This is a genomic window from Mesorhizobium sp. ANAO-SY3R2 (genome assembly GCF_042466635.1).
GTDB lineage: Bacteria > Pseudomonadota > Alphaproteobacteria > Rhizobiales > Rhizobiaceae > Aminobacter.
The window spans coordinates 149,056-169,431 of record NZ_CP159955.1; the positions used below are offsets into that span (position 1 = coordinate 149,056).

The following is a 20,376-nucleotide window of genomic DNA, read 5'->3' on the forward strand; positions in this document are numbered from 1 at the left end:
CTTTCCGAAGATCGGAAACGATTTTCGGAAAGGATCATGCACAAAGTCAAAATGTTACAGCGTCCTTTGTGCGTCCGAAGGGACGCGCGGCGCTGTAACAGTCCTGCCTGTCACTTGACGTCCTCGCTGGCCTTTCGCGCGTCGATGAAATGCTGCTTGAGCCGCGCCACATTCTCGGGCGTCCAGCCCTGGATGTCGGCCACCTGCATCCACGCGTCGATGTAATGCTCGGCGGCATAGACGTGGCCGTAGCCCATCGGCGAGGTGGTGGCCATGGCGAGGTCGAGACCGAGCTGCAGGAAGGTGACGACCGGATACCAGCGCAACTCGGGCGACACGTCTGGCCCGCGCGGCGTCTTCATCCAGGCCGGCTCGCGATACAGCGCTGCGGTTTCGTAGAAGGTGATCGGGTCGCTGGCATATTGCAGGTAGACGACCCTGAGCGGGCCCCACTGTGCGCCCGGGATGTCGAGCGCGTTCTTCTGGGCGGTGAAGCGGACATAGGAGCCGTCGCGGAACTGCGGCAGCCATTCGGGCGAGCCGGGATTGCGATCGTCGGTGATCGACCGCCAGATGCGGCTGGCGAAGGGCGGGCCGCTCAGCAGCGCACCCTGATAGGGATCGCCGAGCACCTCGAACAGCTCGTTGGAGAGTTCGGCGCTGAGCGAGCCGAGGCTGAGACCGAAGAGATAGAGTTTCGGCCGCTTGTCCTTGGGCAGCGTGCGCCAGTAGCCATAGACCTCGGTGAACAGGGCGCGCGACTGCTCTGCGCCATAGCCCGGCTCGACCAGCAGCGACAGCCAGCTGGCGAGATAGGAATATTGGGCAGCGACACTGGCGACATCGCCATTGTGCAGGAACTCGATCGGGTCGATGGCCTGCTCGTCGACCCAGCCGGTGCCGGTCGGCGTGATGATGACGAGCGCGGAACGGTCGAAGCCGCCGGCGCGCTTGAGCTCCTCGAGGGCAAGCCGCGCGCGCTGCTGCGGCGAGGGGTCGGACTGCAGCCCGACATAGACGCGGATAGGCTCGAGCGCCGGCTTGCCGGTAAAAGTGCCGATGTCGGTGCTGGTCGGGCCGGTGGCGATGTAGGAGCGGCCCATGCGGCCCAGTTCCTGCCAGTTGACCAGTGAGGCGGCGCTGCCGGTCTTGGCCGGATCGGTGGGCTGTTTGGTGTCGGCCGGCATCAGCGCGTCGAGCCGCTGGAACGAACTGTCCATCACGCGCAGGCCATAGCGGAAGATGATGCCGTCGGCGGCCGACCAGAACAGCAGAATCGCGATGGTGCTGCCGATGACATAGGAAACGCGCTTGGGCACATAGCGGCTGAGCCAGCCGGAGACGGCGTAAAGCGTCAGCTTGAACAGCCGGGCGAGCCCAATGAGCACGACGAAGGTGATCAGTGCGATTACGCCGACCTCGAGCGGGTGGGCGGTGTCCACCGGCGGCATCTTCATCAGTTCGCGAATGGAGTTCTGCCATTCGGCGGCGCGCCAGAGGAAAGTGATGCCGACGATGCCGCAGACGATGGCCGCGACCAGCTTGGTGACGCGCAGCGCGCGGCTCTGCAGGTCGGGCAGTTCGAGATACTCCCAGAGCCATCGCAGGCAGAAGCCGACGCCATAGCCGGCAGCTGCCGAAAAGCCCGACAGCACGCCCTGGGTGAGGTAGTTGCGCGGGATCAGCGTCGGCGTCAGCGATGCCGCAAAGAACAGCGTCCCGATCAAAAGGCCTGTCACGGAAAAGGAGTACCAGAACCTGACGATAGAGTTGCGAAGCATAAGATAGTTCCCCGGCATGCGCATTCCAGGACAAGTTGCACTTTGCATTGCGCAGCGCAATACCGGGGCGGTCTATCCCAGACTTATATGCCGATGCCTCTCAGTTTAAGCGCCTCCAATATCTCGTCGAGTATGGTCGGGTCATCGATGGTGGCGGGCATTTTCCAGTCTTCGCGGTCGGCGATCTTCTGCATGGTGCCGCGCAGGATCTTGCCCGAGCGCGTCTTGGGCAGCCGCTTGATGGTGACCACCATCTTGAAGGCGGCAACCGGGCCGATGCGGTCGCGGACCAGGGCGACGACTTCCTGCTCGATGGCTCCGGTGTCGCGGACAACGCCGGAGTTCAAGACGATGAAGCCGCAAGGGATCTGGCCCTTCATGGCATCCGCGATGCCGATGACGGCGCATTCGGCGACGTCGGGGTGCTCGGCCACCACCTCCTCCATGCCCCCCGTCGACAGGCGGTGGCCGGCGACGTTGATGATGTCGTCGGTGCGCGCCATGATGAACAGGTAGCCGTCGCCGTCGATGTAGCCGGCATCAGCCGTCTTGTAGTAGCCGGGGAACTCGGCGAGATAGGCGTTGAAGAAGCGCTCATCGGCGTTCCACAGGGTCGGCAGGCAGCCGGGCGGCAGGGGCAGCTTGACCACGACATTGCCGAGCGTGCCGGCTTCCACCTCATGGCCGGCATCGTCGAGCACGCGCACGTCGAAGCCCGGCATCGGCACGCAGGGCGAGCCGTATTTGACCGGCAGAAGCCCGAGCCCGACCGGGTTGTGGCTGATCGGATGGCCGGTCTCAGTCTGCCACCAGTGGTCGATGACAGGCACCTTCAGCCTCTGCTCGGCCCATTTGATCGTCTCGGGATCGGCGCGCTCGCCGGCGAGGAACAGGGTGCGGAACGTGCTGAGATCATATTGCGGGACAAAAAGCCCCTGCGGGTCTTCCTTCTTGATGGCGCGGAAGGCGGTGGGGGCGGTGAAGAGGGCAACGACGCCATGCTCCGAAATGACGCGCCAGAAGGTGCCGGCATCGGGCGTGCCGACCGGCTTGCCCTCGAACAGGATGGTGGTGCAGCCGGCCAGCAGCGGTGCGTAGACGATGTAGGAATGGCCGACCACCCAGCCGACGTCGGAAGCTGCCCAGAACACCTCGCCGGGGCTGACGCCGAACTCGTTTTCCATCGACCAGTGCAACGCCACCATGTGGCCGCCATTGTCGCGGACGACGCCCTTGGGCTGGCCGGTGGTGCCGGAGGTGTAGAGCACATAGAGCGGGTCGGTAGCCAGCACCGGCACGCACGCGACCGTGCGCCCGGCGGCCTTGGCCGCGCCCACCGTTGCGGCGTAGTCGAGGTCGCGGCCGGCAATCAAGTCGCATTCGAGCTGCGGCCGCTGCAGGATGATGCAACGTTCGGGCTTGTGGGCGGAGAGCTCGATCGCCTGGTCGAGCAGCGGCTTGTAGGCAATGAGGCGGCCCGGTTCGAGGCCGCAGGAGGCGGAGATGATCAGCTTCGGCGCGGCATCGTCGATGCGGGTGGCGAGTTCCTTGGCAGCAAAGCCGCCGAACACCACCGAATGGATGGCGCCGAGCCTTGCGCAGGCGAGCATGGCAAACGCCGCTTCCGCCACCATCGGCATGTAGATGATGACGCGGTCGCCTTTTTCGACGCCCTGGTCGGCGAGCACGCTGGCCAGCGCGTTCACCTCCGCCAGCATCTCGGCATAGGTGAATTTCCTGACCGTGCCGGTGATGGCGCTGTCGTGGATCAGTGCTGCCTGATCGGCGCGGCCCGACGCGACATGGCGGTCGAGCGCGTTCCAGCAGGTATTGCACTCGGCGCCCGCAAACCATTGGCCGTAGACGCCGGCCTCGGCGTCGAACACCTTGTCCCAGGGCTTGAACCAGTCGATGGCGCCCGCAGCCTCCGCCCAGAACCCCAGGGGGTCGCGAGACCAGCCCTCATAAACCTCACGATAGCGAGATGGCATGGCGTTTCCTTCCCTGCGGACTTGTTATCCGCCCCTGCGGGCGTCCCTGTCGACTTTCCTTTTAGCGGCTTGGCCGAGGCGGCGTCCATTTGACCTTGGTTCAAGGCTCTTCAGCAAGGCCGAATATGTCCGATATTTTGCACGGTTTTCCGCACGGCCGCTGTTCATCGACTGTAGCGCCCTTTGCATCGTTCGGCAGTGCTTTGACAGGTGGGCGGGAAGTTGATCAAACACGGTCATGTCGAAGGCACTGTCGCTCATCATCATCGCCATCATGGCGATCCAGATCATCAAGCCGTTGGGCCTGCCGGGTCTGCGGAAGAGACGCGACTTCTGGAAGCTGGCGCTTCTGGCGCTGGCGGCAATCTCGGTGACGGCCCTGCTCGGGCACGGATAGCTGCCGCGCTTGGTACCAAGATAGTGCTGAGCCGCGTTGCGGTCGCGCCCGCCGGAGCAAAACCCCTGCCCACCTCGGCGAGCCGACCCCTGATTTGCGGCAATCAGGACCGGCTGACGCCGGTAGCCGGTGCCAAGCACGGCGCGTGCCAGGATTTGCTGTGCCGGAAGGAGACGCGCCTTGAGCGGCATTCCAGGCGTCCGCTGCTGCGCTCGTCAGGCTTTGCCTTCACGTTTTCGGCTGCGGCCACATCTTTGGCCACGACTTGTTGTGTTCCGCTTCGGATCGACCTAGGCAGACATGAACCAGAAAGGGACGATCCATGCCCAAGCCAATCAACTACAGCCAGGAACGCCGGGACCGCGATCGCGCCAAGGCGATGAAGAAGGCCGACAAGCTGGCCGCCAAGGCCGAGGCCAGGGAACGCGGCAAATCGGCCGACGAGGCCGAAACGGCCCCGGAAGCGGAAACGGAGTAGCTCACAGTGCGCCCGCTTGGACGCACAAAGGACGCTCCAGACTTTTGAAATTGTGCATCGTGTTCCCGAAATCGATTGCGATCTTCGGGCCGATGCGCCGGGGAGATTTCAGTCCTCGTCCTTGACGAAGATATTGGCCTCGCGCGCCGCCACGACGAAAGCCCGCCGGGCGGCCATCGCCGGCTTGTCGCCCGAGATGGCGTCGGAGCATGCCTGCAAGGCTGCGCGATGCTTGGGGCTGCGCTTGCCGGGCCAGTTGTTGAGCAGAAATGCCGAGGCTTCCTTGGCGGTGTAGATCGGCATGGTGCCGGCCGGATCGACCTTCACGATGACGGGCGTTTCAAACCTGATATTTTCCATGGCTGCTCATACGCCATACCAGCCAGGGAAGCGAGCAACATAACGTCTTGGTTGCGTATCGTGAGGATGTTGGCCGGCAGCCGGGGTAGGCGGCGGTCGGCTCGGTCGATTGCAAGCAGCCATCAACGTTTCATTATCCGGGATGCAAGGTGGCGGCGGTTTGTATTTGCTGTCGTCTTGCGGGCGTCCAGTCTTACGTGACAGAAGGCAGAGCTTGGCAAATAGGCCAGGGGCATGGCGGACCATGAAGGGCCGTCGGATATTGGGGAACATCGATGTTGCATAAAATCAGGCTCGGCCTGGCAGTCGCTGCCGTGGTCGGCCTACAGGCCACTGCTGCGCTCGCATTCGGGGCTATTGCGGTCAATGACGGGCAGGGCGTTGCCGCCGAAGAGGCCGGTTACGGCGTGGGCTGGGGCTCGACGCAGAAAGAAGCCGAGAAGAACGCCTTGAAGACGTGCAAGGCGGCAGGCAACGACAGCTGCGAAGTCGCGGTCTGGTTCGAGCAGTGCGGCGCCTATGCCGGCGACAGGGTCAACTACGGCATCGGCTTTGGCGAGACCAAGAAGGTCGCCGAGAGCAAGGCGCTCGAAGACTGCCCTAACTGCAAGATCATCGTTTCGGACTGCCAATAAGCTGAACTTGCGGCCGCGCGGACAGCGTGCGGCCGCTGCTGCCGTTGGCGATTGGTACAAGAGGGAAGAATGAAACAGATCTTGGCTACCGTTTTCGCCCTGCTGGTCGCCAGTGGTGCACCGGCATTCGCCGAGGGCGACACCTACACCGCCTACAGCAACACCGCAGTCAGCATCACCGGTGACATTTCGATGGATGATTTCGGCATCACCTTTGCGAATGGTGAGTCTTTGTCTTTCTCGGCCCTTGTGGGCGATCACTTCATCGTCGATGGGCGGCGGGTGAATGCCTCGGTCTACAGCGTCGAAAACCCATCCGATCCCGAACTGGAGAACGGCAACCGGTTGTGCGGCTCAGGCGATGTTTCCTACCTTGCCAACTGGGCCGGCAGCGACGGCCTGACGATCGTTGCGGTGTTCACCGGCGATGAGCCGCCTGAAAGCAGCGACGACATGTGCGCGTCTTATACTTACGGGGATTGAGGCCTTTGGCGATGCTGGCTGCGCCTGTTTGGGCGGCGCTCGACAGGCGGCGCCCGTGATGCTTTTGGTGGCCTGCAGCAGGCTATCGAGGGTTCGGCCTTTGGTTGAAGCGATGGTCGGCAATCAACTAAACCATGTGCTTATTATGTAACAATCATAAATTTTGAATACCACACAGCACCACGCTGGGTTGCAAATTTGAGCTGTATCGTCGAGGAATTCGGCAGGCAGCTCATGGGGGCAACTACTGTGAAATCTCATATCATTGCGTCGGCGTTTTTTCTCGCGACCCTTGGCGGTGCGCACGCCGCCGACGTCGTCGTGCAGGAAGGTGCCGCAGCTTACAACTGGTCTGGCGTCTATGTTGGCATCCAGGCTGGCTATGCTTGGGGTCGGTCGGACTACGTCGAGCCTTTCAATACCGACTATCAAATGGAGTACGACCCCAAGGGTGGGTTTGGTGGCGTCTTCGTAGGTTACAATTGGCAACTCGCAAACAACTTTGTTCTTGGTGCTGAAGCCGACGTTTACGGCGGCAACATCAAAGGCACCAGCCTTTACTACTACAACGATGCCCAAGCGGATGATGGGTTCGGGACAGCGAAGCTAAATTGGGCGGGTAGCGTTCGAGCAAGAGTTGGCTACTCTGCTGATCGCTTTCTTCCCTATGTTGCGGGCGGTTTGGCGTTCGGACAGTACAAGTATGGAGGAGAGGTCCCAGATTGGGATAGTAGGTTCTCAGCTTCCAGAACTTACACCGGCTGGACCCTCGGCGCAGGTCTTGAATATGCTGTAACGGACAATCTGATTGCCCGCTTCGAGTATCGCTATACCGACTTTGGGAACAAGACCATTACCGATCCGGACGGTTGGTGGACAAACAAGGTCGATCTGAAGACGAACGATGTTCGCTTCGGCATCTCCTACAAATTCTGATCGGCGAACCAGCTCAAGCCCCGGCCTCGTGCCGGGGTTTTGCTTTGGTCGAAATGTAAGAGGCCCCGCGCGAGGCGGGGCTTTCGTGAGTGGGTGCGAGGCGGTGCAGCTTGCGCTCCCCTGTCGGGCCAAGTGCGGCGAGCCAGTTCAGGCGCGCGGCTGTTCTGTGGCGCCGAGCATTCAACTATATTTAACAGGCACGCAGTACCCATCTACGCCATGACGAACGCGGCTCGACACCAGTCAGTCGATTTCGGTGCAAGTGGGTGGAAGTTGGGCGATGATTTCCGATGAGGTTCTTGGCGCGGCCTTGAGAGACCTGTTCGAGTTGTCTCCGGTGCCGTTTTCGATTTCCACGACCGACCACAACTCCCGCTACATCAAGGTGAACCCGGCCTATCTGCGCCTGATCGGACGCACTTGGGCCGAGATCGAGGGGCAATCTATCGGGGTCGATCTGCCCTATTCGATGGACGATCCCGCACGCTGCGAGAGGATGAGGCTGCTCGAAACGCAGGGCTTCTACGAACTCGCTGAAGTGGATATGCAGCACGCCAGTGGGCGCATCATACCGACGCTCATAAGTGCGCAGCGACGACGAATCGCCGGCGAGAGTTTCGATATCGAGATCCTTCTCGACAACTCCGAGCGCAAGGCGTTCGAGCGGGCGATCTTGCAGGCCGCCCAGGTCGATGTGATGACCGGCATCCAGAACCGATCATCTTTCGAAACCCATCTGCGCGGTGCGTTGGCCAGGCTGACGCCGGATACCCGGCTGTTCCTCGCTTACATCGACCTCAACCGCTTCAAGCGCATCAATGACAAGTTCGGGCATTCGATGGGCGACCGGCTGCTCCAGGTCGTCGCCAAGAGGCTTGTCGAGTGGGGGGACAGGCGGGACTTCGTGGCCCGCCTTGGCGGCGACGAGTTCGGGGTCATCTCCTTGTACCAGGCTGGCGATGCATTTTCGCTGGCCCGCTTCTTCGACCTGGCAAAGGCGGTCGCGGAACTCGTCGTCATCGACGACAATCTGCTGCAGGTCGGCGCTGCGATCGGATTGGCCGAAGCATCAGCCGGCGTGTCGTTCGATGCACTCATGGACCAGGCCGACTGGCTGATGTACGCAGCAAAATCCAGCGGCAATCTCATTGATGTGCGCTCAAAATTGATCGGGCATCATCTGTCGAGCGCCGATGAGACCATAGCCTCTCGCCGCAACGGATCCGCGTAGTCCTGATTCGAAGTCTGGCCATGTGGGGCCGGAGCAACTCGCTTTGTCGTGCAATTCAGGGCCTGGTGGTCTCGCGCCGACGGGCAACTGGTTGCGGCCGGATTGCCGGGACTGCGCGCACTTCAAAAAGCAAAAAAAGCCCCGCGCGACGCGGGGCTTTGTGAGTTCGTGCGAAGCGGCTTGGCTTACGCGGCCTTTTCGAGATCCGCTTTCCACTGACCGAGAGCGGCCAGGTAATTCATGTGGGCGCGGTGGGTGAAGGCGGCCTGGCCGGCAGCCAGGTTCTCGACCTTGCCTGACCATGCTTTCTGCGGTGCTGCCTGCAGCGCGCGGCCATAGGAGAAGGTCAGCTTCCACGGATGCGGGCCGATGGCGTTGATGGCGTTGAGGTTGGCAGTGGCCTCCTCGTCGGACTGGCCGCCCGACAGGAAGGCGATGCCCGGAACCGCTGCCGGAACCGTCTCGCGGAACAGCTTGATGGTCTTTTCGGCGATCTCTTCGGGCGAGTTCTTCTTGCCCGACTTCTTGCCGGCGATGACCATGTTTGGCTTCAGGATCGTGCCTTCAAGGGTAACGCGCGCGGCGTAGAGCTCGTCATAGAGCTTGACCAGCGTCGCCTTGGTGACGTCGTAGCAGGTGTCGATGTCGTGGGCGCCGTCCATCAGCACTTCGGGCTCGACGATCGGAACGATGCCGGCTTCCTGGCAAAGCGCCGCGTAGCGGGCCAGCGCGTGGGTGTTGGCCGAGAGCGTGTAGTTCGAAGGCACGTTCTTCGTGGTGTCGATGTCGATCACGCCGCGCCATTTGGCGAAGCGGGCACCGAGCTTGTAGTACTCGGCAAGGCGCTCGCGCAGGCCGTCGAGGCCTTCGGTGATGGTGTCGCCGGGGAAGTTGACGATCGCCTTGGCGCCGGCGTCGACCTTGATGCCGGGAATGGCGCCCGAAGCCTTGATGAGGTCGACCAGCGGCGTGCCGTCGGCGGCCTTCTGGCGGATGGTCTCGTCATAGAGGATGACGCCGGAGATGTACTTCGTCATTGCTTCGGTGGTGCGGAACATCATCTCGCGATAGTCGCGGCGGCTGTCGGCCGTCGACTCGACGCCGATGACGTCGAAACGCTTCTTGATGGTGCCGGAGCTTTCATCCGCAGCCAGAATGCCCTTGCCGTTGGCGACCATCGCCGCGGCGATGTCTTCGAGACGTTCGCTCATCAAAAAATCTCCTGTGCTGATGCCGGGCGCATAGCAGAAGCACTACCGGAACGGAATGGTGGGTCAAAGCCTATAACCGATTGAATTTATTTCAATCGTTTTAGCTTCAGGTGAGGCCGGCCTGCAAATGGCGAGTGTCTGCGCTTCCTGTGCTCACGTAGTGCACGACCCCGAAAATCGGATTCGATTTTCGGAAAGGATCGTGCACCGTTTCAAAGTGTTACAGCGTCCTTTGCGCGCCCGAAAGGGCGCGCGGCGCTGTAAAAGTACGCTCCGCTCCGGTTCTCGACTCTCACCATTTTCGACTCGGCCTGACCTGAATCTCAGCGCGTGGCCGCGCTGGGACCAGGAAAGAATTGCTGTGGCTCAGGCCTTGAGCACTTCGACGCCGGGCAGTTCCTTGCCTTCCATCCATTCGAGGAAAGCGCCGCCGGCGGTCGAGACATAGGTAAAATCGTCGGCGACGCCGGCATGGTTGAGGGCTGCGACCGTGTCGCCGCCGCCGGCGACCGAGACGAGCTTGCCGGCCTTGGTGCGGGCAGCCGCGTGCTTGGCGGCGGCGACCGTCGCCTTGTCGAAGGGCTCAATCTCGAAGGCGCCGAGCGGGCCGTTCCAGACGAGCGTCGCCGCGCGGTCGATCCAGTCATTGATGGTAGCCACCGTCTTGTCGCCGACGTCGAGGATCATTGCGTCCTCGGGCACGGCGTCGATGGCGACCGTCTCGTTGGCCGCGCCCGCCTTGAACTCGCGGGCGACAACGCCGTCGGTGGGCAGCACGATGGCGCAGCCGGCCTCGACGGCCTCGGTCATGATCTGGCGGGCGGTCTGGGCAAGATCGTGCTCGCACAGCGATTTGCCGACCTTGGTGCCGCGCGCGGCGAGGAAGGTGTTGGCCATGCCGCCGCCGATGACCAGCGCGTCGACCTTGCGGACGAGGTTCATCAAGAGGTCGAGCTTGGTCGAGATCTTGGCGCCGCCGACGATGGCGACGACCGGCTTGACCGGGTTGCCGAGACCCTTCTCCAGTGCCTCGAGCTCGGCCTGCATGGTGCGGCCGGCATGGGCGGGGAGCTTGCGGGCGAGGCCCTCGGTCGAGGCATGCGCCCGGTGGGCGGCCGAAAACGCGTCGTTGACGAAGATGTCGCCATTGGCGGCGAGCTGTTCGGTGAAGGCAGCGTCGTTCTTCTCCTCGGCCTTGTAGAAGCGGGTGTTTTCGAGGAGCAGGATGTCGCCGTCGTTCATGGCGGCGACGGCCGCTGCAGCCTTGTCGCCGATGCAGTCGGCAGCGAAGCCGACCGGGCGGCCGATGACCTCGGCGGTGGCGGCAGCGATCGGCGCCAGCGACAGGGCCGGATCAGGGCCATCCTTCGGGCGGCCGAAATGGGCGAGCAGGATGACCTTGGCGCCCTTGTCGGAAAGTTCGGTGATGGTGGGGGCGACGCGCTCGATGCGGGTGGCGTCCGAAACCTTGCCGTCGGCCATGGGCACGTTGAGGTCGACGCGGACCAGCACCCGCTTGCCGCTGACGTTGCCGATGGTGTCGAGAGTCCTGAAGCCGGCCATGGGGGTTCCCTTTCGCTTGGAGAGATCGCGCGGACCATAGCCAGCGCAGGCGTGGATGCAAGGTTTGCGCGGGGTGCGCGGTCGGAAAATCTGGCAAAAAGTTAGTGTCCTACTGGCAGATGCGCATGGTCATCATTCAAATCGTAGAACTCATAACGGGTATGAAACAGATGCTAGTGTGAACTGAGTTAGCCTTAGCGATCAGGTATCCGTCTCTGGTTCGGCGCGTTCCCGTGATGGTTACAGCGTCGGTGAAATGCGTGATATGAAGCCTCAATTACCGGGGGATCAGTAGAATGGAAGATCGGGTTGTACGGCGCGTCGCGATTGGCGCTTTTGTCTTGTGGTTAGTCTGGTTCTTTCACCCGTCGCTAGGCAAGCGCATGCAGCTATCTTGGGACCCGGAGGTCGCGGGTCAGTGGGGAGATACTTTCGGGGCCTTGAATGCCCTGATGTCTACGCTAGCGTTTGCGGCCGTCTTTTTCACGCTGCGTCTTCAACAACGACAAATCGACGAAGCGCAACGGGACCAGCACATACAACGGTTCGAGGGCACCTACTTTGAGGTGCTGCGGCTGTTTCGAGAGGCTCGCGATGCGGTCCAGTTCAAGTATGGCGAAGGTTACGCTGACGCCCATCATATCAACTCGATACGCAACATCTTGGCAGGCGGCCTCGAAGCGATTCGCCGTGCGAATTTTGAGATGCTTTGGAGGCTGAATAGTCTTTCACCGGAAAAGATCGAGCCAGCGTTCGTTGGGAGAGTTTATGAGAAGGCAGTGATCGATCGATACGAAAGCACGACCGGCCCCTACTTTCGGCTGCTCTATACAATCCTGTTCCGCATAAAGGACGACAAACACCTTACAGCAGCGGAAAAGCGTCGCTATGCAAACCTGTTTCGCAGCCAACTCTCTTCACACGAGGTCGCACTGGCTGGCTTCAATGGTCTCAACCCTGTGTCGAAGGATTTGGCTGATCTCATCACCGAGTTTCGGCTTCTGAAGTATCTTCCGGAAGAATTCGGGCGTGAATACTTGGCCAAATGTTATCCCCCGCAAGCGTTTGAAGATCGACCTGACTAGGCCTTCTTGACCTGTTTTGTCATGACAGCCTTCCCTCTCCGGCCTGTCCCTGTGAGGGGATCCCAGTGCTTGGAAACAGATCGTACGACAACCACTAGCCTCACGCGTCTTCGGCCACGCTTTCGGCGCTGGTGGCGGGCTTGTCCGGCTTGGCGGGGGCCTTGGGCGACTTGCGGGCGAAGAAGCGCCGGATGCGGTCGCCGATCTCGCTGCCGCTTAGGAACAGCGGCACCGTCGGCGGCGGCGGGGCGGGTTCGATCGACAGGCCGACCGCGACGATGCGGCCCTTTTCGTCGACGTCGCGGACGATCAGGTCGATCGGCCCGAGGGCTACGCGGTCGGCATATTCGACGCGGCCACCGAGGCGCTGCTTGATCAGGTCGCCGATGGTGAGCTTCTTCTCCTCGTCCTTCAGCGTCGCGCCATAGATGGCGGCGAGCTGGGCGGCCGGATGGCTCTGGTCGACGGTGAAGGCGCCGAAGAAATCCTCGTCCTCGTCCTCGACCTCGACGCGGCTGGCAAACAGCCGGTCGAGCAGGCGGGGATAGCGGTCGGGCACGAAGATGTAGACGTGGTCGCCGGCGGTGAGCCGGCCCATGTCCTGAAAGCGCATCGAGCGGCCGTCGCGCACGACCAGCGACGGACGGGCCCAGCGCGGGACGCGCTGTCCCTTCGCCACCGGGCTGCCCGGCACGACGCGATAGGCGAGCAGTTCGTGGGTGGCCGAACCCGGCAGCTCGAGCTCGACCTTGTCGAGCGGGCCGTAGCGCTGTGGCACGATCAGGCCGAGGCGGCGGGCCAGCGGGCCGACCGTCCAACCCTGGACCACCAGCGAGGCGAGCACGATGATGAAGGCGATGTTGAAGATGGCGCGGCCATTTTCCAGCCCGCCGAGCAGAGGGGTGATGGCGAGCAGGATGGAGACCGCGCCGCGCAGGCCGACCCAGGAGATGAAGGCGGTTTCCTGGCGCGGCAGCTTGAACGGGATCAGGCACAGCCAGACCGCGATGGGGCGGGCGACGAACATCAGGAACAGGCCGAGCAGCAGCGCTGACGCCAGGATGGCGGGGAACTGCGAGGGCGTGGCGAACAGACCGAGCACCAGGAACATGATGATCTGGGCGAGCCAGGACATGCCTTCCTGGAAGCGCTTCAGCGTCGAGACGGCGCGGATGTCGGAATTGCCGGCGACGAGGCCGGCAAGATAGACGGCGAGGAAGCCCGACCCGCCGATGGCGCCAGCGGTGGCGAACACCATCAGCGACAGGGTCAGCACGAAGATCGGTAGCAGGCCGCGGTCGAGGTTGAACCGCTCGACCAGCTTGACGATCAGGAAGCCGCCGAGCAGGCCGATAGCGGCGCCCAGGATCATCTGGACGAAGAAGCCGAGAACGAGATCGACGAGCAAAAGGTCGGCCTCGGGCTTGGCGCCGATGGCGATGATCTCGACCAGCGTGATGGTGAGGAAGATGGCGATCGGATCGTTGGTGCCGGACTCGATTTCAAGCGTCGAGCGGACGCGTTCGCGCAAATTGATGTTGCCGGCGCGCAAGAGGAAGAACACGGCGGCAGCGTCTGTTGAGGCGACGGCAGCCCCCAGCAGGAAGGATTCGAGCCAGGTAAAGCCGGTGAGATAGTAGGCGGCGACGCCGAAGATCACCGTCGTGATCGCCACGCCAATCGTTGCCAGCGTCAGCGCCGGCATGCCGGCCTGGCGCAGGACGCCGAGCGAGGTGCTGAAGCCGGAATCGAAGAGAATCAGCGCCAGCGCCAGTGAGCCGACGAAATAGGCGAGGTGGGCGTTGTCGAAGACGATGCCGAGGCCATCGACGCCGCTGGCGAGGCCGATGCCGAGGAACAAAAGCAGCAGGGGCGCGCCGAAGCGGAAGGCGACGAGGCTCGAAAACGCCGCGGCGACCACCAGAGCGGTGCTCACCAGCGTGACCAGATAAATCGCCTGTTCCATAAAGACTCGCCCGCGAAGCAGTTCATTGCTGCGTCGTGCGAGAGTGCGGCGAAGAAATGGCCATGCGCAAGCGAGAATGGTTTTTTGACCGCCTGTCTTTGTGCATGACCCGAAAAATCGTCCCGATTTCTCGGAAGGGATCATGCACGAATTCAAGCTGTTACGGCGTCCCTTGGACGCCCTGGCCGACATGCGCGGCTCTGAAAAGATTTTTTTGCACTGCGACAAAAAATGAAAACGCCCGGCCTAAGCCGGGCGTCGTCAGCAGGCCCAAGCGGCCCGAATTGCGTGCCTGATCAGGCGATGGTCTTGGCCATGGCGACGGCGGTGTCGGCCATGCGGTTGGAGAAACCCCACTCGTTGTCGTACCAGGACATGATGCGCACGAGGTTGCCCTCGATGACCTTGGTCTGGTCGAGCGCGAAGGTCGACGACGCCGGGTTGTGGTTCATGTCGATGGAGACCAGCGGCTCATCGGTAAAGGCGAGGATGCCCTTGAGCGGGCCGTTGGCAGCAGCGACGAGCGCAGCATTGACCTCTTCGACGGTGACCGGCTTCTTCGACACGAACTTGAAGTCGATGACCGAGACGTTCGGGGTCGGCACGCGGATCGACACGCCGTCGAGCTTGCCCTTCAGTTCCGGCAGCACCAGGCCGACAGCCTTGGCAGCACCGGTCGAGGTCGGGATCATCGACATTGCCGCAGCACGGGCGCGGTAGAGGTCCTTGTGCATGGTGTCGAGCGTCGGCTGGTCACCGGTGTAGGCGTGGATGGTGGTCATGAAGCCCTTTTCGATGCCGAAGGCGTCGTTGAGGACCTTGGCGACCGGTGCCAGGCAGTTGGTGGTGCAGGACGCATTCGAAATGACGATGTGGTCCTTGGTGATCTTGTCGTGGTTGACGCCATAGACCACGGTCAGGTCCGCACCGTCGGCCGGAGCCGAGACGATGACCCGCTTGGCGCCGGCAACGAGATGCGCCGAGGCCTTGTCCTTCGAGGTGAAGATGCCGGTGCATTCGAGCGCGATGTCGACGCCGAGGTCTTTCCACGGCAGCTGCGACGGATCCTTGACCGCGGTGACCTTGATCTTGTCGCCGCCGATCACGATGCTGTCGCCGTCGACCTTGACCTCGAGCGGGAAGCGGCCGTGCACGCTGTCGTAGCGCAGCAGGTGGGCGTTGGTTTCGACCGGGCCGAGGTCGTTGACGGCAACGACCTGGATGTCCTTGCGGCCCGATTCATAGATGGCACGCAGGATGTTGCGGCCGATGCGGCCGAAACCATTGATGGCAACTCTAACGGTCATGGTTGGTTCTCCTGGGAACGTCTTAAGCCTGAAGCCGGGCCTTGGCTGCGTCGGCGGCAGCCTCGGCGGTGATGCCGAAATGCTTGTACAGATCCTCGATCGGGGCGCTGGCGCCGAAGCCGTGCATGCCGATGAAGATGCCGTCGGTGCCGATGAAGCTGTCCCAGCCCATGCGGATGCCGGCCTCGATGGCGACCTTGACCTTGGCGTTGCCGATCAGCGCCTTGCGGTATTCCGCGCTCTGCTTGTCGAACAGCTCGAAGGCCGGGACCGAGACGACGCGGGTCGGATGGCCGGCGGCCTGCAGCAGCTTGCGGGCGTTGAGCGCGATCTCGACCTCCGAGCCGGTGGCGAAGATGGTGACCTGGGCCTCGCCATCGGCGGTAGCCAGTTCGTAGGCGCCGTAGCCGCAGAGGTTTTCCTCGACGAATTCGGTGCGCACGGCGGGCAGGTTCTGGCGGGTGAGTGCCAGCGTCGACGGCGTCTTGCGGTTTTCCAGCGTCAGCTGCCAGCATTCGGCGGCTTCCATCGCGTCCGCCGGGCGGAAGACGATGTGGTTGGGAATGGCGCGGAGCGCTGCGAGGTGCTCGACCGGCTGGTGGGTGGGGCCGTCTTCGCCGAGACCGATGGAATCATGGGTCATGACGAAGCCGACGCGGATGCCCATCAGCGAGGCCAGGCGCATCGCCGGCCGCGCATAGTCGGAGAAGCACAGGAAGGTGCCGGAATAGGGGATGACACCGCCATGCAGCGCCATGCCGTTCATCGCCGCCGCCATGCCGAGTTCGCGGATGCCGTAATGGACGAAGCGGTGGCCGTAGTCGCCGGGGGCGATGTTGCTGGTCTGGCTGGTCTTGGTGTTGTTGGAGCCGGTCAGGTCGGCCGAGCCGCCGATGGTCTCGGGCACGATGCCGTTGATGACCTCGAGCGCCATCTCCGACGACTTGCGGGTAGCGACCTTCGGCTTGTCGGCGGCGAGCTTCTTCTTGTACTCGGCGATCACGGCGTCGAAATTGGCCGGCAGGTCGCCGCGCATGCGGCGTTCGAACTCGGCGCGGACCTCGGTGCCGGTCTCGGCGAGACGCTTTTCCCAGTCGACGCGCTTCTTGGCTGCGTTCAGGCCGGCCAGGCGCCAGGCGTCGAGGATGTCGGACGGGATCTCGAAGGGCGGGTATTCCCAGCCGAGCGCCTTGCGCGTCGCCTCGATCTCGGCGGCACCCAGCGGTGACCCGTGGACCTTGTTGGTGCCGGCCTTGGCCGGCGAGCCGAAGCCGATGGTGGTCTTGGCGGCGATCATGGTCGGACGGTCGGAGCGCTTGGCGGCTTCGATGGCGCCGGCAATCGCCTCGGGGTCATGGCCGTCGATGGCAAGCGTGTTCCAGCCCGACGCTGCAAAGCGGGCGCGCTGGTCGGTCGAGTCGGCGAGCGAGATCGGGCCGTCGATGGAGATGTTGTTGTCGTCCCAGAAGACGATCAGCTTGTTGAGCTTGAGGTGGCCGGCAAGCGAAAGCGCCTCCTGCGAGATGCCTTCCATGAGGCAGCCGTCGCCGGCGAGAACGTAGGTGTAGTGGTCGACGAGGCCGTCACCGAACTGGGCGTTCAGGATGCGCTCGGCGAGCGCCATGCCCACCGCGTTGGCGAGACCCTGGCCTAGCGGGCCGGTGGTCGTCTCGATGCCGGTGGCGTGGCCGTATTCGGGATGGCCGGCGGTCTTCGAACCGAGCTGGCGGAAATTCTTGATCTCCTCGATGGTCATGTCCTCGTAGCCCGAGAGGTAGAGCACCGAGTAGAGCAGCATCGAGCCGTGGCCGGCCGACAGCACGAAGCGGTCGCGGTCGTGCCAGTGCGGATTGGCCGGATCGTACTTCAGGAAGCGGGTGTAGAGGACGGTCGCGATGTCGGCCGCGCCCATCGGCAGGCCGGGGTGGCCCGAATTTGCCTTTTCGACGGCGTCCATGGACAGAAAGCGGATCGCGTTGGCCATCCGGTCGTGTTTTTCGCGCGAGGACATCGTCCCTCCCATAACCCTTGGAAAGTGGGGCGACGGGAGCCCCGGAAAAGTGCGCGACACATAGCAGGCGCAGGGCTTGAGTCAACAAATCGGTGCGTTTTCACCCCTTCTTTGCGGCATCGGGCCACGGCTGGGATGCCTTATCGGGGGAAAGCCGAAACAGCTTTGTTGACGCCTCCTTCAACCGGTGCCTAATGTTTCAGGCATAACGCGTTCTGAAATGGGCGCGATTCGGTGATGGGCGAGGGTCCATACGGGAACCATGACCGGGGAAACGACACTCAAGGAAGTTATAGCCCGGCTCGGCAGGGCGATCGACACGCTGGAAGGCGCCGTCGCCGCGCGCCTCGAACACGAGCAAGATTATGGCGAGGCCGAGGCCGAGGTCCAGCGCATGAACGCCGACCGCGCCCGCCTGGCGCAGGAGCTCGACAATTCGGAAGCCCGGGCGGAACGGCTCGAAGAAGCCAACAAGGAAGTCTCGCGGCGGCTCGTGACCGCCATGGAGACGATCCGCGCCGTGCTGGACAGGTAGGGTGGAGATGGCGCAGGTCACGGTCACCATCGACGGCAAGCAATACCGCATGGCCTGCGACGAAGGGCAGGAAGATCACCTGATCGACCTCGCCAGCCGCTTCGACCGCTATGTCATGCATCTCAAGGATTCGTTCGGCGAGATCGGCGACCAGCGCCTGACCGTCATGGCCGGCATCATGGTGATGGACGAACTCAGCGAATTGCAGAAGCGCGTCAAGGGCATGGAAAGCGAGGTCCAGACGCTGCGCAAGACGCGCGACGACGCGCTCACCAAGGCCGACAAGAACGATGCGGCGCTGACCGGCGCGCTCGAGGCACTGGCCGAGCGCATGGAGCAGATGGCGCTGAGCCTGACGCGGAAGGGATAGGGCGGGCGAGCCCGATCTGTCGAGCGGATCGCCGCCGCTCACGATGGCCAGCGTCGCCCGGTCCGGGCAGGGGGGCTGGTCAATGTTCTTGAAACTCCCACACTTTCAGTCTTTATATGCGTTGCTATGACGAGTGTGCGCGTCGTTCCTGCCATGCTTCCCGATTAGCTCAGGCGCGCCTGGAACCGCGATCCGCATCGTCCCCTCATGCCCTCCGAAGCGTTCGCTCTCTACGAGAGGCACTGGCGTTTTGTCGATCGAGAGCAGCTTCCTCTGCGCCAGCTACAGCATCAAAGGCTGGATCCGCATCATTCTTCGATGCTTGCGCCAATGCTGTTTTGGTTCGATTGCGGCCGGCAAGCTTGGCGTCGTAAAGCAGCCCGTCGGCTTGTTCGTAAAGCTCTGCGAACTGCTCTTCAGCATTTGGCGACGCATCCGTCATACCCATGCTGGCCGTTACGGGTCGCCCGAGGCCTGGAACGGCATTGGCAACGGCGGCGGGGATCGCCTGGCGCCGGCGCTCCGCCCGCGCCTGGGCATCGTCGCCGCGCACAAGCAGCACGAATTCCTCTCCGCCGAGGCGGAACGCATGAACCTGCGGGTCCGCCTGGAGCGCTTGGGCCACGGCCTTCAGCACGGCGTCGCCGACCACGTGGCCGTGGACATCATTGATTGCCTTGAAGTGGTCCAGGTCGAGCACGGCAAGTGCGCGGTAGCCCTCGGCACGGAACTTCTCGAAATTCTGCTCGATTGCCCGCCGGTTGAGCAATCCCGTCAGTGCGTCGCGTTCGGACACGCGCTCAAGCATGTCAGCTTCGAAGCGTGCGCTGTCTCGCTGGCGCTTGATCGTCATGAAGCGGTCTGCCACGCCGAGTGTGGTGAACAAGACTTCCCATACGCAACCCACATAGAAAAGGAGCATGGCATCATGGCTCTGCAGCCAGGGAGCCACGCCCGTGACCAGGCGCACCAAGCCGGCCATGATCACAGGCACATAGCCGATCGCCTGGAACTTGGCAGCCCGACTTCCGCGCCGCAGTGCGTCGGCAACTGACAATATGAAAATGACGATCACCGGAGCAAAAGCCGCCGTGTACAGCGTCGACTGAATCGAGCGCCCCACGAACGGGAACGCCGCATGAGACGTGCTCAGAAACATCGCCCATGCGGCGCACCAGAGCAGCGCCCGCCGCAGGAACGGATGCATGCGGTCGGGTTCGATGAAGCTGTGAGTGAACATCGCCCCGGAAGCGACCGTAAGGCCGAAGATCACTGTCGTCATCCAGCTTAACGTCATTGCTGGCGGATCGAAGAGAACGACTGCAAGACCCGAAGAGACCAGGATAGTCAGCAGCAAGGAGATCGTGAGCATGGAATGCCAAAGCAAGAATGGCTCGCGCAGGATCCGGTAGAAGGCCGCGTTGAAGATGAGCGGCATGGAGAGCATTCCGGCAAGCATAGCCAGGAAAAGCAGGGACCGCACAAGGTCTGGGCCCAGAGCGACGTCAGACGGTGACAGATAGGCCCTCTCCAGCGTCATCTGGTGGCTCGGCAAATCGAACGCGACAATGACCTCCAGCGTGTCGCGGGTTACATCAGGCAGAGAGGCCTTGAAATACCCGCCACGCAGAGCGCTAGGCAGCTCATTCGCCGACAAGGAGGTCTGGCGCATTGCGCCATCCCGGTCGATCGCCAGCAGATGCACGGCCGCAAGCGCACTTCGCCTCGAAAAGAAATATTGGGGAAGGACATCGTGTGGACCGATTCCAAACCGCAGCAGCGTCCGCTCGCCCTCGAGCGAATAGGTCCGGTCTCCGCAGGTCCAGCGCCCGGGCGATTGGACGACAGTGACCAAGTCGTCGGACAGGCTGCTTGATGTCCAGCAGGAGCTGCGAATGTCCCCAGATTCAGCCGCGCCAAGAGGGGCGGCGTACAGAGACGCAAGCATCACGAAGCTCAGCACCGTCGTCACGAGCGCTTTTCGGAGGTCATTCCAGAACATGGACTGACGCTACACGCCCAACATTGAGATGCGG

At 62.7% G+C, this 20,376-nt stretch carries 18 protein-coding genes; 9 read left to right on the top strand and 9 right to left on the bottom strand.

Annotated features, from left to right (window positions below):
• Positions 1–110: 110 nt before the first annotated feature.
• Both ABSY17_RS05445 and ABSY17_RS05450 read right to left on the bottom strand, forming a co-directional pair.
• Positions 111–1,781: an alpha/beta hydrolase gene (locus ABSY17_RS05445; protein WP_378947671.1), complete on the bottom strand. Its 1,671-nt coding sequence runs from the start codon at positions 1,779–1,781 to the stop codon at positions 111–113.
• Positions 1,782–1,864: 83 nt separating this feature from the next.
• Positions 1,865–3,772: a propionyl-CoA synthetase gene (locus tag ABSY17_RS05450; protein WP_378947673.1), complete on the bottom strand. Its 1,908-nt coding sequence runs from the start codon at positions 3,770–3,772 to the stop codon at positions 1,865–1,867.
• A gap of 238 nt (positions 3,773–4,010) precedes the next feature.
• On the opposite strand from ABSY17_RS05450, the gene ABSY17_RS05455 reads away from it, so the two are divergent.
• Together ABSY17_RS05455 and ABSY17_RS05460 are read left to right on the top strand one after the other, a co-directional pair.
• Entirely contained in the window at positions 4,011–4,169 is a 159-nt protein-coding gene (locus ABSY17_RS05455) for a hypothetical protein (protein WP_378947676.1), read from the top strand.
• Between the two features lie 322 nt (positions 4,170–4,491).
• Positions 4,492–4,647: a hypothetical protein gene (locus ABSY17_RS05460; protein WP_378947679.1), complete on the top strand. Its 156-nt coding sequence runs from the start codon at positions 4,492–4,494 to the stop codon at positions 4,645–4,647.
• Between the two features lie 108 nt (positions 4,648–4,755).
• Here ABSY17_RS05460 and ABSY17_RS05465 read toward each other — a convergent pair whose 3' ends face one another.
• Positions 4,756–5,007, bottom strand: coding sequence for a DUF982 domain-containing protein (locus ABSY17_RS05465; protein ID WP_378947681.1), 252 nt, complete (start codon positions 5,005–5,007; stop codon positions 4,756–4,758).
• Between the two features lie 275 nt (positions 5,008–5,282).
• Here ABSY17_RS05465 and ABSY17_RS05470 point away from each other — a divergent pair, with 275 nt between their 5' ends.
• From ABSY17_RS05470 to ABSY17_RS05485, 4 genes are all read left to right on the top strand, one after another.
• Complete coding sequence (locus ABSY17_RS05470; protein WP_378947684.1) at positions 5,283–5,642, top strand: DUF4189 domain-containing protein; 360 nt, start codon at positions 5,283–5,285, stop codon at positions 5,640–5,642.
• 69 nt (positions 5,643–5,711) lie between these two features.
• Complete coding sequence (locus ABSY17_RS05475) at positions 5,712–6,125, top strand: hypothetical protein (protein WP_378947687.1); 414 nt, start codon at positions 5,712–5,714, stop codon at positions 6,123–6,125.
• A gap of 249 nt (positions 6,126–6,374) precedes the next feature.
• On the top strand, positions 6,375–7,061 hold the full coding sequence (locus ABSY17_RS05480; protein ID WP_378947690.1) for an outer membrane protein: 687 nt from the start codon (positions 6,375–6,377) through the stop codon (positions 7,059–7,061).
• Positions 7,062–7,341: 280 nt separating this feature from the next.
• The gene (locus ABSY17_RS05485; RefSeq protein WP_378947693.1) at positions 7,342–8,292 is read left to right on the top strand and encodes a diguanylate cyclase domain-containing protein; all 951 of its coding nucleotides are present in this window, start codon (positions 7,342–7,344) and stop codon (positions 8,290–8,292) included.
• Positions 8,293–8,477: 185 nt separating this feature from the next.
• Here ABSY17_RS05485 and ABSY17_RS05490 read toward each other — a convergent pair whose 3' ends face one another.
• Both ABSY17_RS05490 and ABSY17_RS05495 read right to left on the bottom strand, forming a co-directional pair.
• Positions 8,478–9,503: a class I fructose-bisphosphate aldolase gene (locus tag ABSY17_RS05490; RefSeq protein ID WP_378947696.1), complete on the bottom strand. Its 1,026-nt coding sequence runs from the start codon at positions 9,501–9,503 to the stop codon at positions 8,478–8,480.
• Between the two features lie 366 nt (positions 9,504–9,869).
• On the bottom strand, positions 9,870–11,066 hold the full coding sequence (locus ABSY17_RS05495; protein ID WP_378947699.1) for a phosphoglycerate kinase: 1,197 nt from the start codon (positions 11,064–11,066) through the stop codon (positions 9,870–9,872).
• A 296-nt stretch (positions 11,067–11,362) separates the two neighbouring features.
• On the opposite strand from ABSY17_RS05495, the gene ABSY17_RS05500 reads away from it, so the two are divergent.
• A complete protein-coding gene (locus ABSY17_RS05500; RefSeq protein WP_378947702.1) occupies positions 11,363–12,151 on the top strand; it encodes a putative phage abortive infection protein in 789 nt (262 codons plus the stop codon).
• 100 nt (positions 12,152–12,251) lie between these two features.
• Here ABSY17_RS05500 and ABSY17_RS05505 read toward each other — a convergent pair whose 3' ends face one another.
• From ABSY17_RS05505 to tkt, 3 genes are all read right to left on the bottom strand, one after another.
• Positions 12,252–14,117 carry a potassium/proton antiporter gene (locus tag ABSY17_RS05505; protein ID WP_378947705.1) on the bottom strand — a complete coding sequence of 622 codons (1,866 nt, stop codon included), beginning with the start codon at positions 14,115–14,117 and terminating at the stop codon, positions 12,252–12,254.
• Between the two features lie 296 nt (positions 14,118–14,413).
• On the bottom strand, positions 14,414–15,424 hold the full coding sequence (gene gap, locus ABSY17_RS05510; RefSeq protein WP_378947708.1) for a type I glyceraldehyde-3-phosphate dehydrogenase: 1,011 nt from the start codon (positions 15,422–15,424) through the stop codon (positions 14,414–14,416).
• Positions 15,425–15,446: 22 nt separating this feature from the next.
• Positions 15,447–17,435: a transketolase gene (gene tkt, locus ABSY17_RS05515; protein ID WP_378947710.1), complete on the bottom strand. Its 1,989-nt coding sequence runs from the start codon at positions 17,433–17,435 to the stop codon at positions 15,447–15,449.
• Between the two features lie 262 nt (positions 17,436–17,697).
• Here tkt and ABSY17_RS05520 point away from each other — a divergent pair, with 262 nt between their 5' ends.
• Positions 17,698–17,970, top strand: coding sequence for a DUF4164 domain-containing protein (locus ABSY17_RS05520; RefSeq protein ID WP_378947713.1), 273 nt, complete (start codon positions 17,698–17,700; stop codon positions 17,968–17,970).
• Positions 17,971–17,977: 7 nt separating this feature from the next.
• Entirely contained in the window at positions 17,978–18,340 is a 363-nt protein-coding gene (locus ABSY17_RS05525; RefSeq protein WP_378947715.1) for a cell division protein ZapA, read from the top strand.
• A gap of 205 nt (positions 18,341–18,545) precedes the next feature.
• Here the strand turns inward: ABSY17_RS05525 and ABSY17_RS05530 are convergent, their stop codons facing one another.
• Complete coding sequence (locus ABSY17_RS05530) at positions 18,546–20,342, bottom strand: diguanylate cyclase (protein ID WP_378947718.1); 1,797 nt, start codon at positions 20,340–20,342, stop codon at positions 18,546–18,548.
• Between the last annotated feature and the right edge of the window lie 34 nt (positions 20,343–20,376).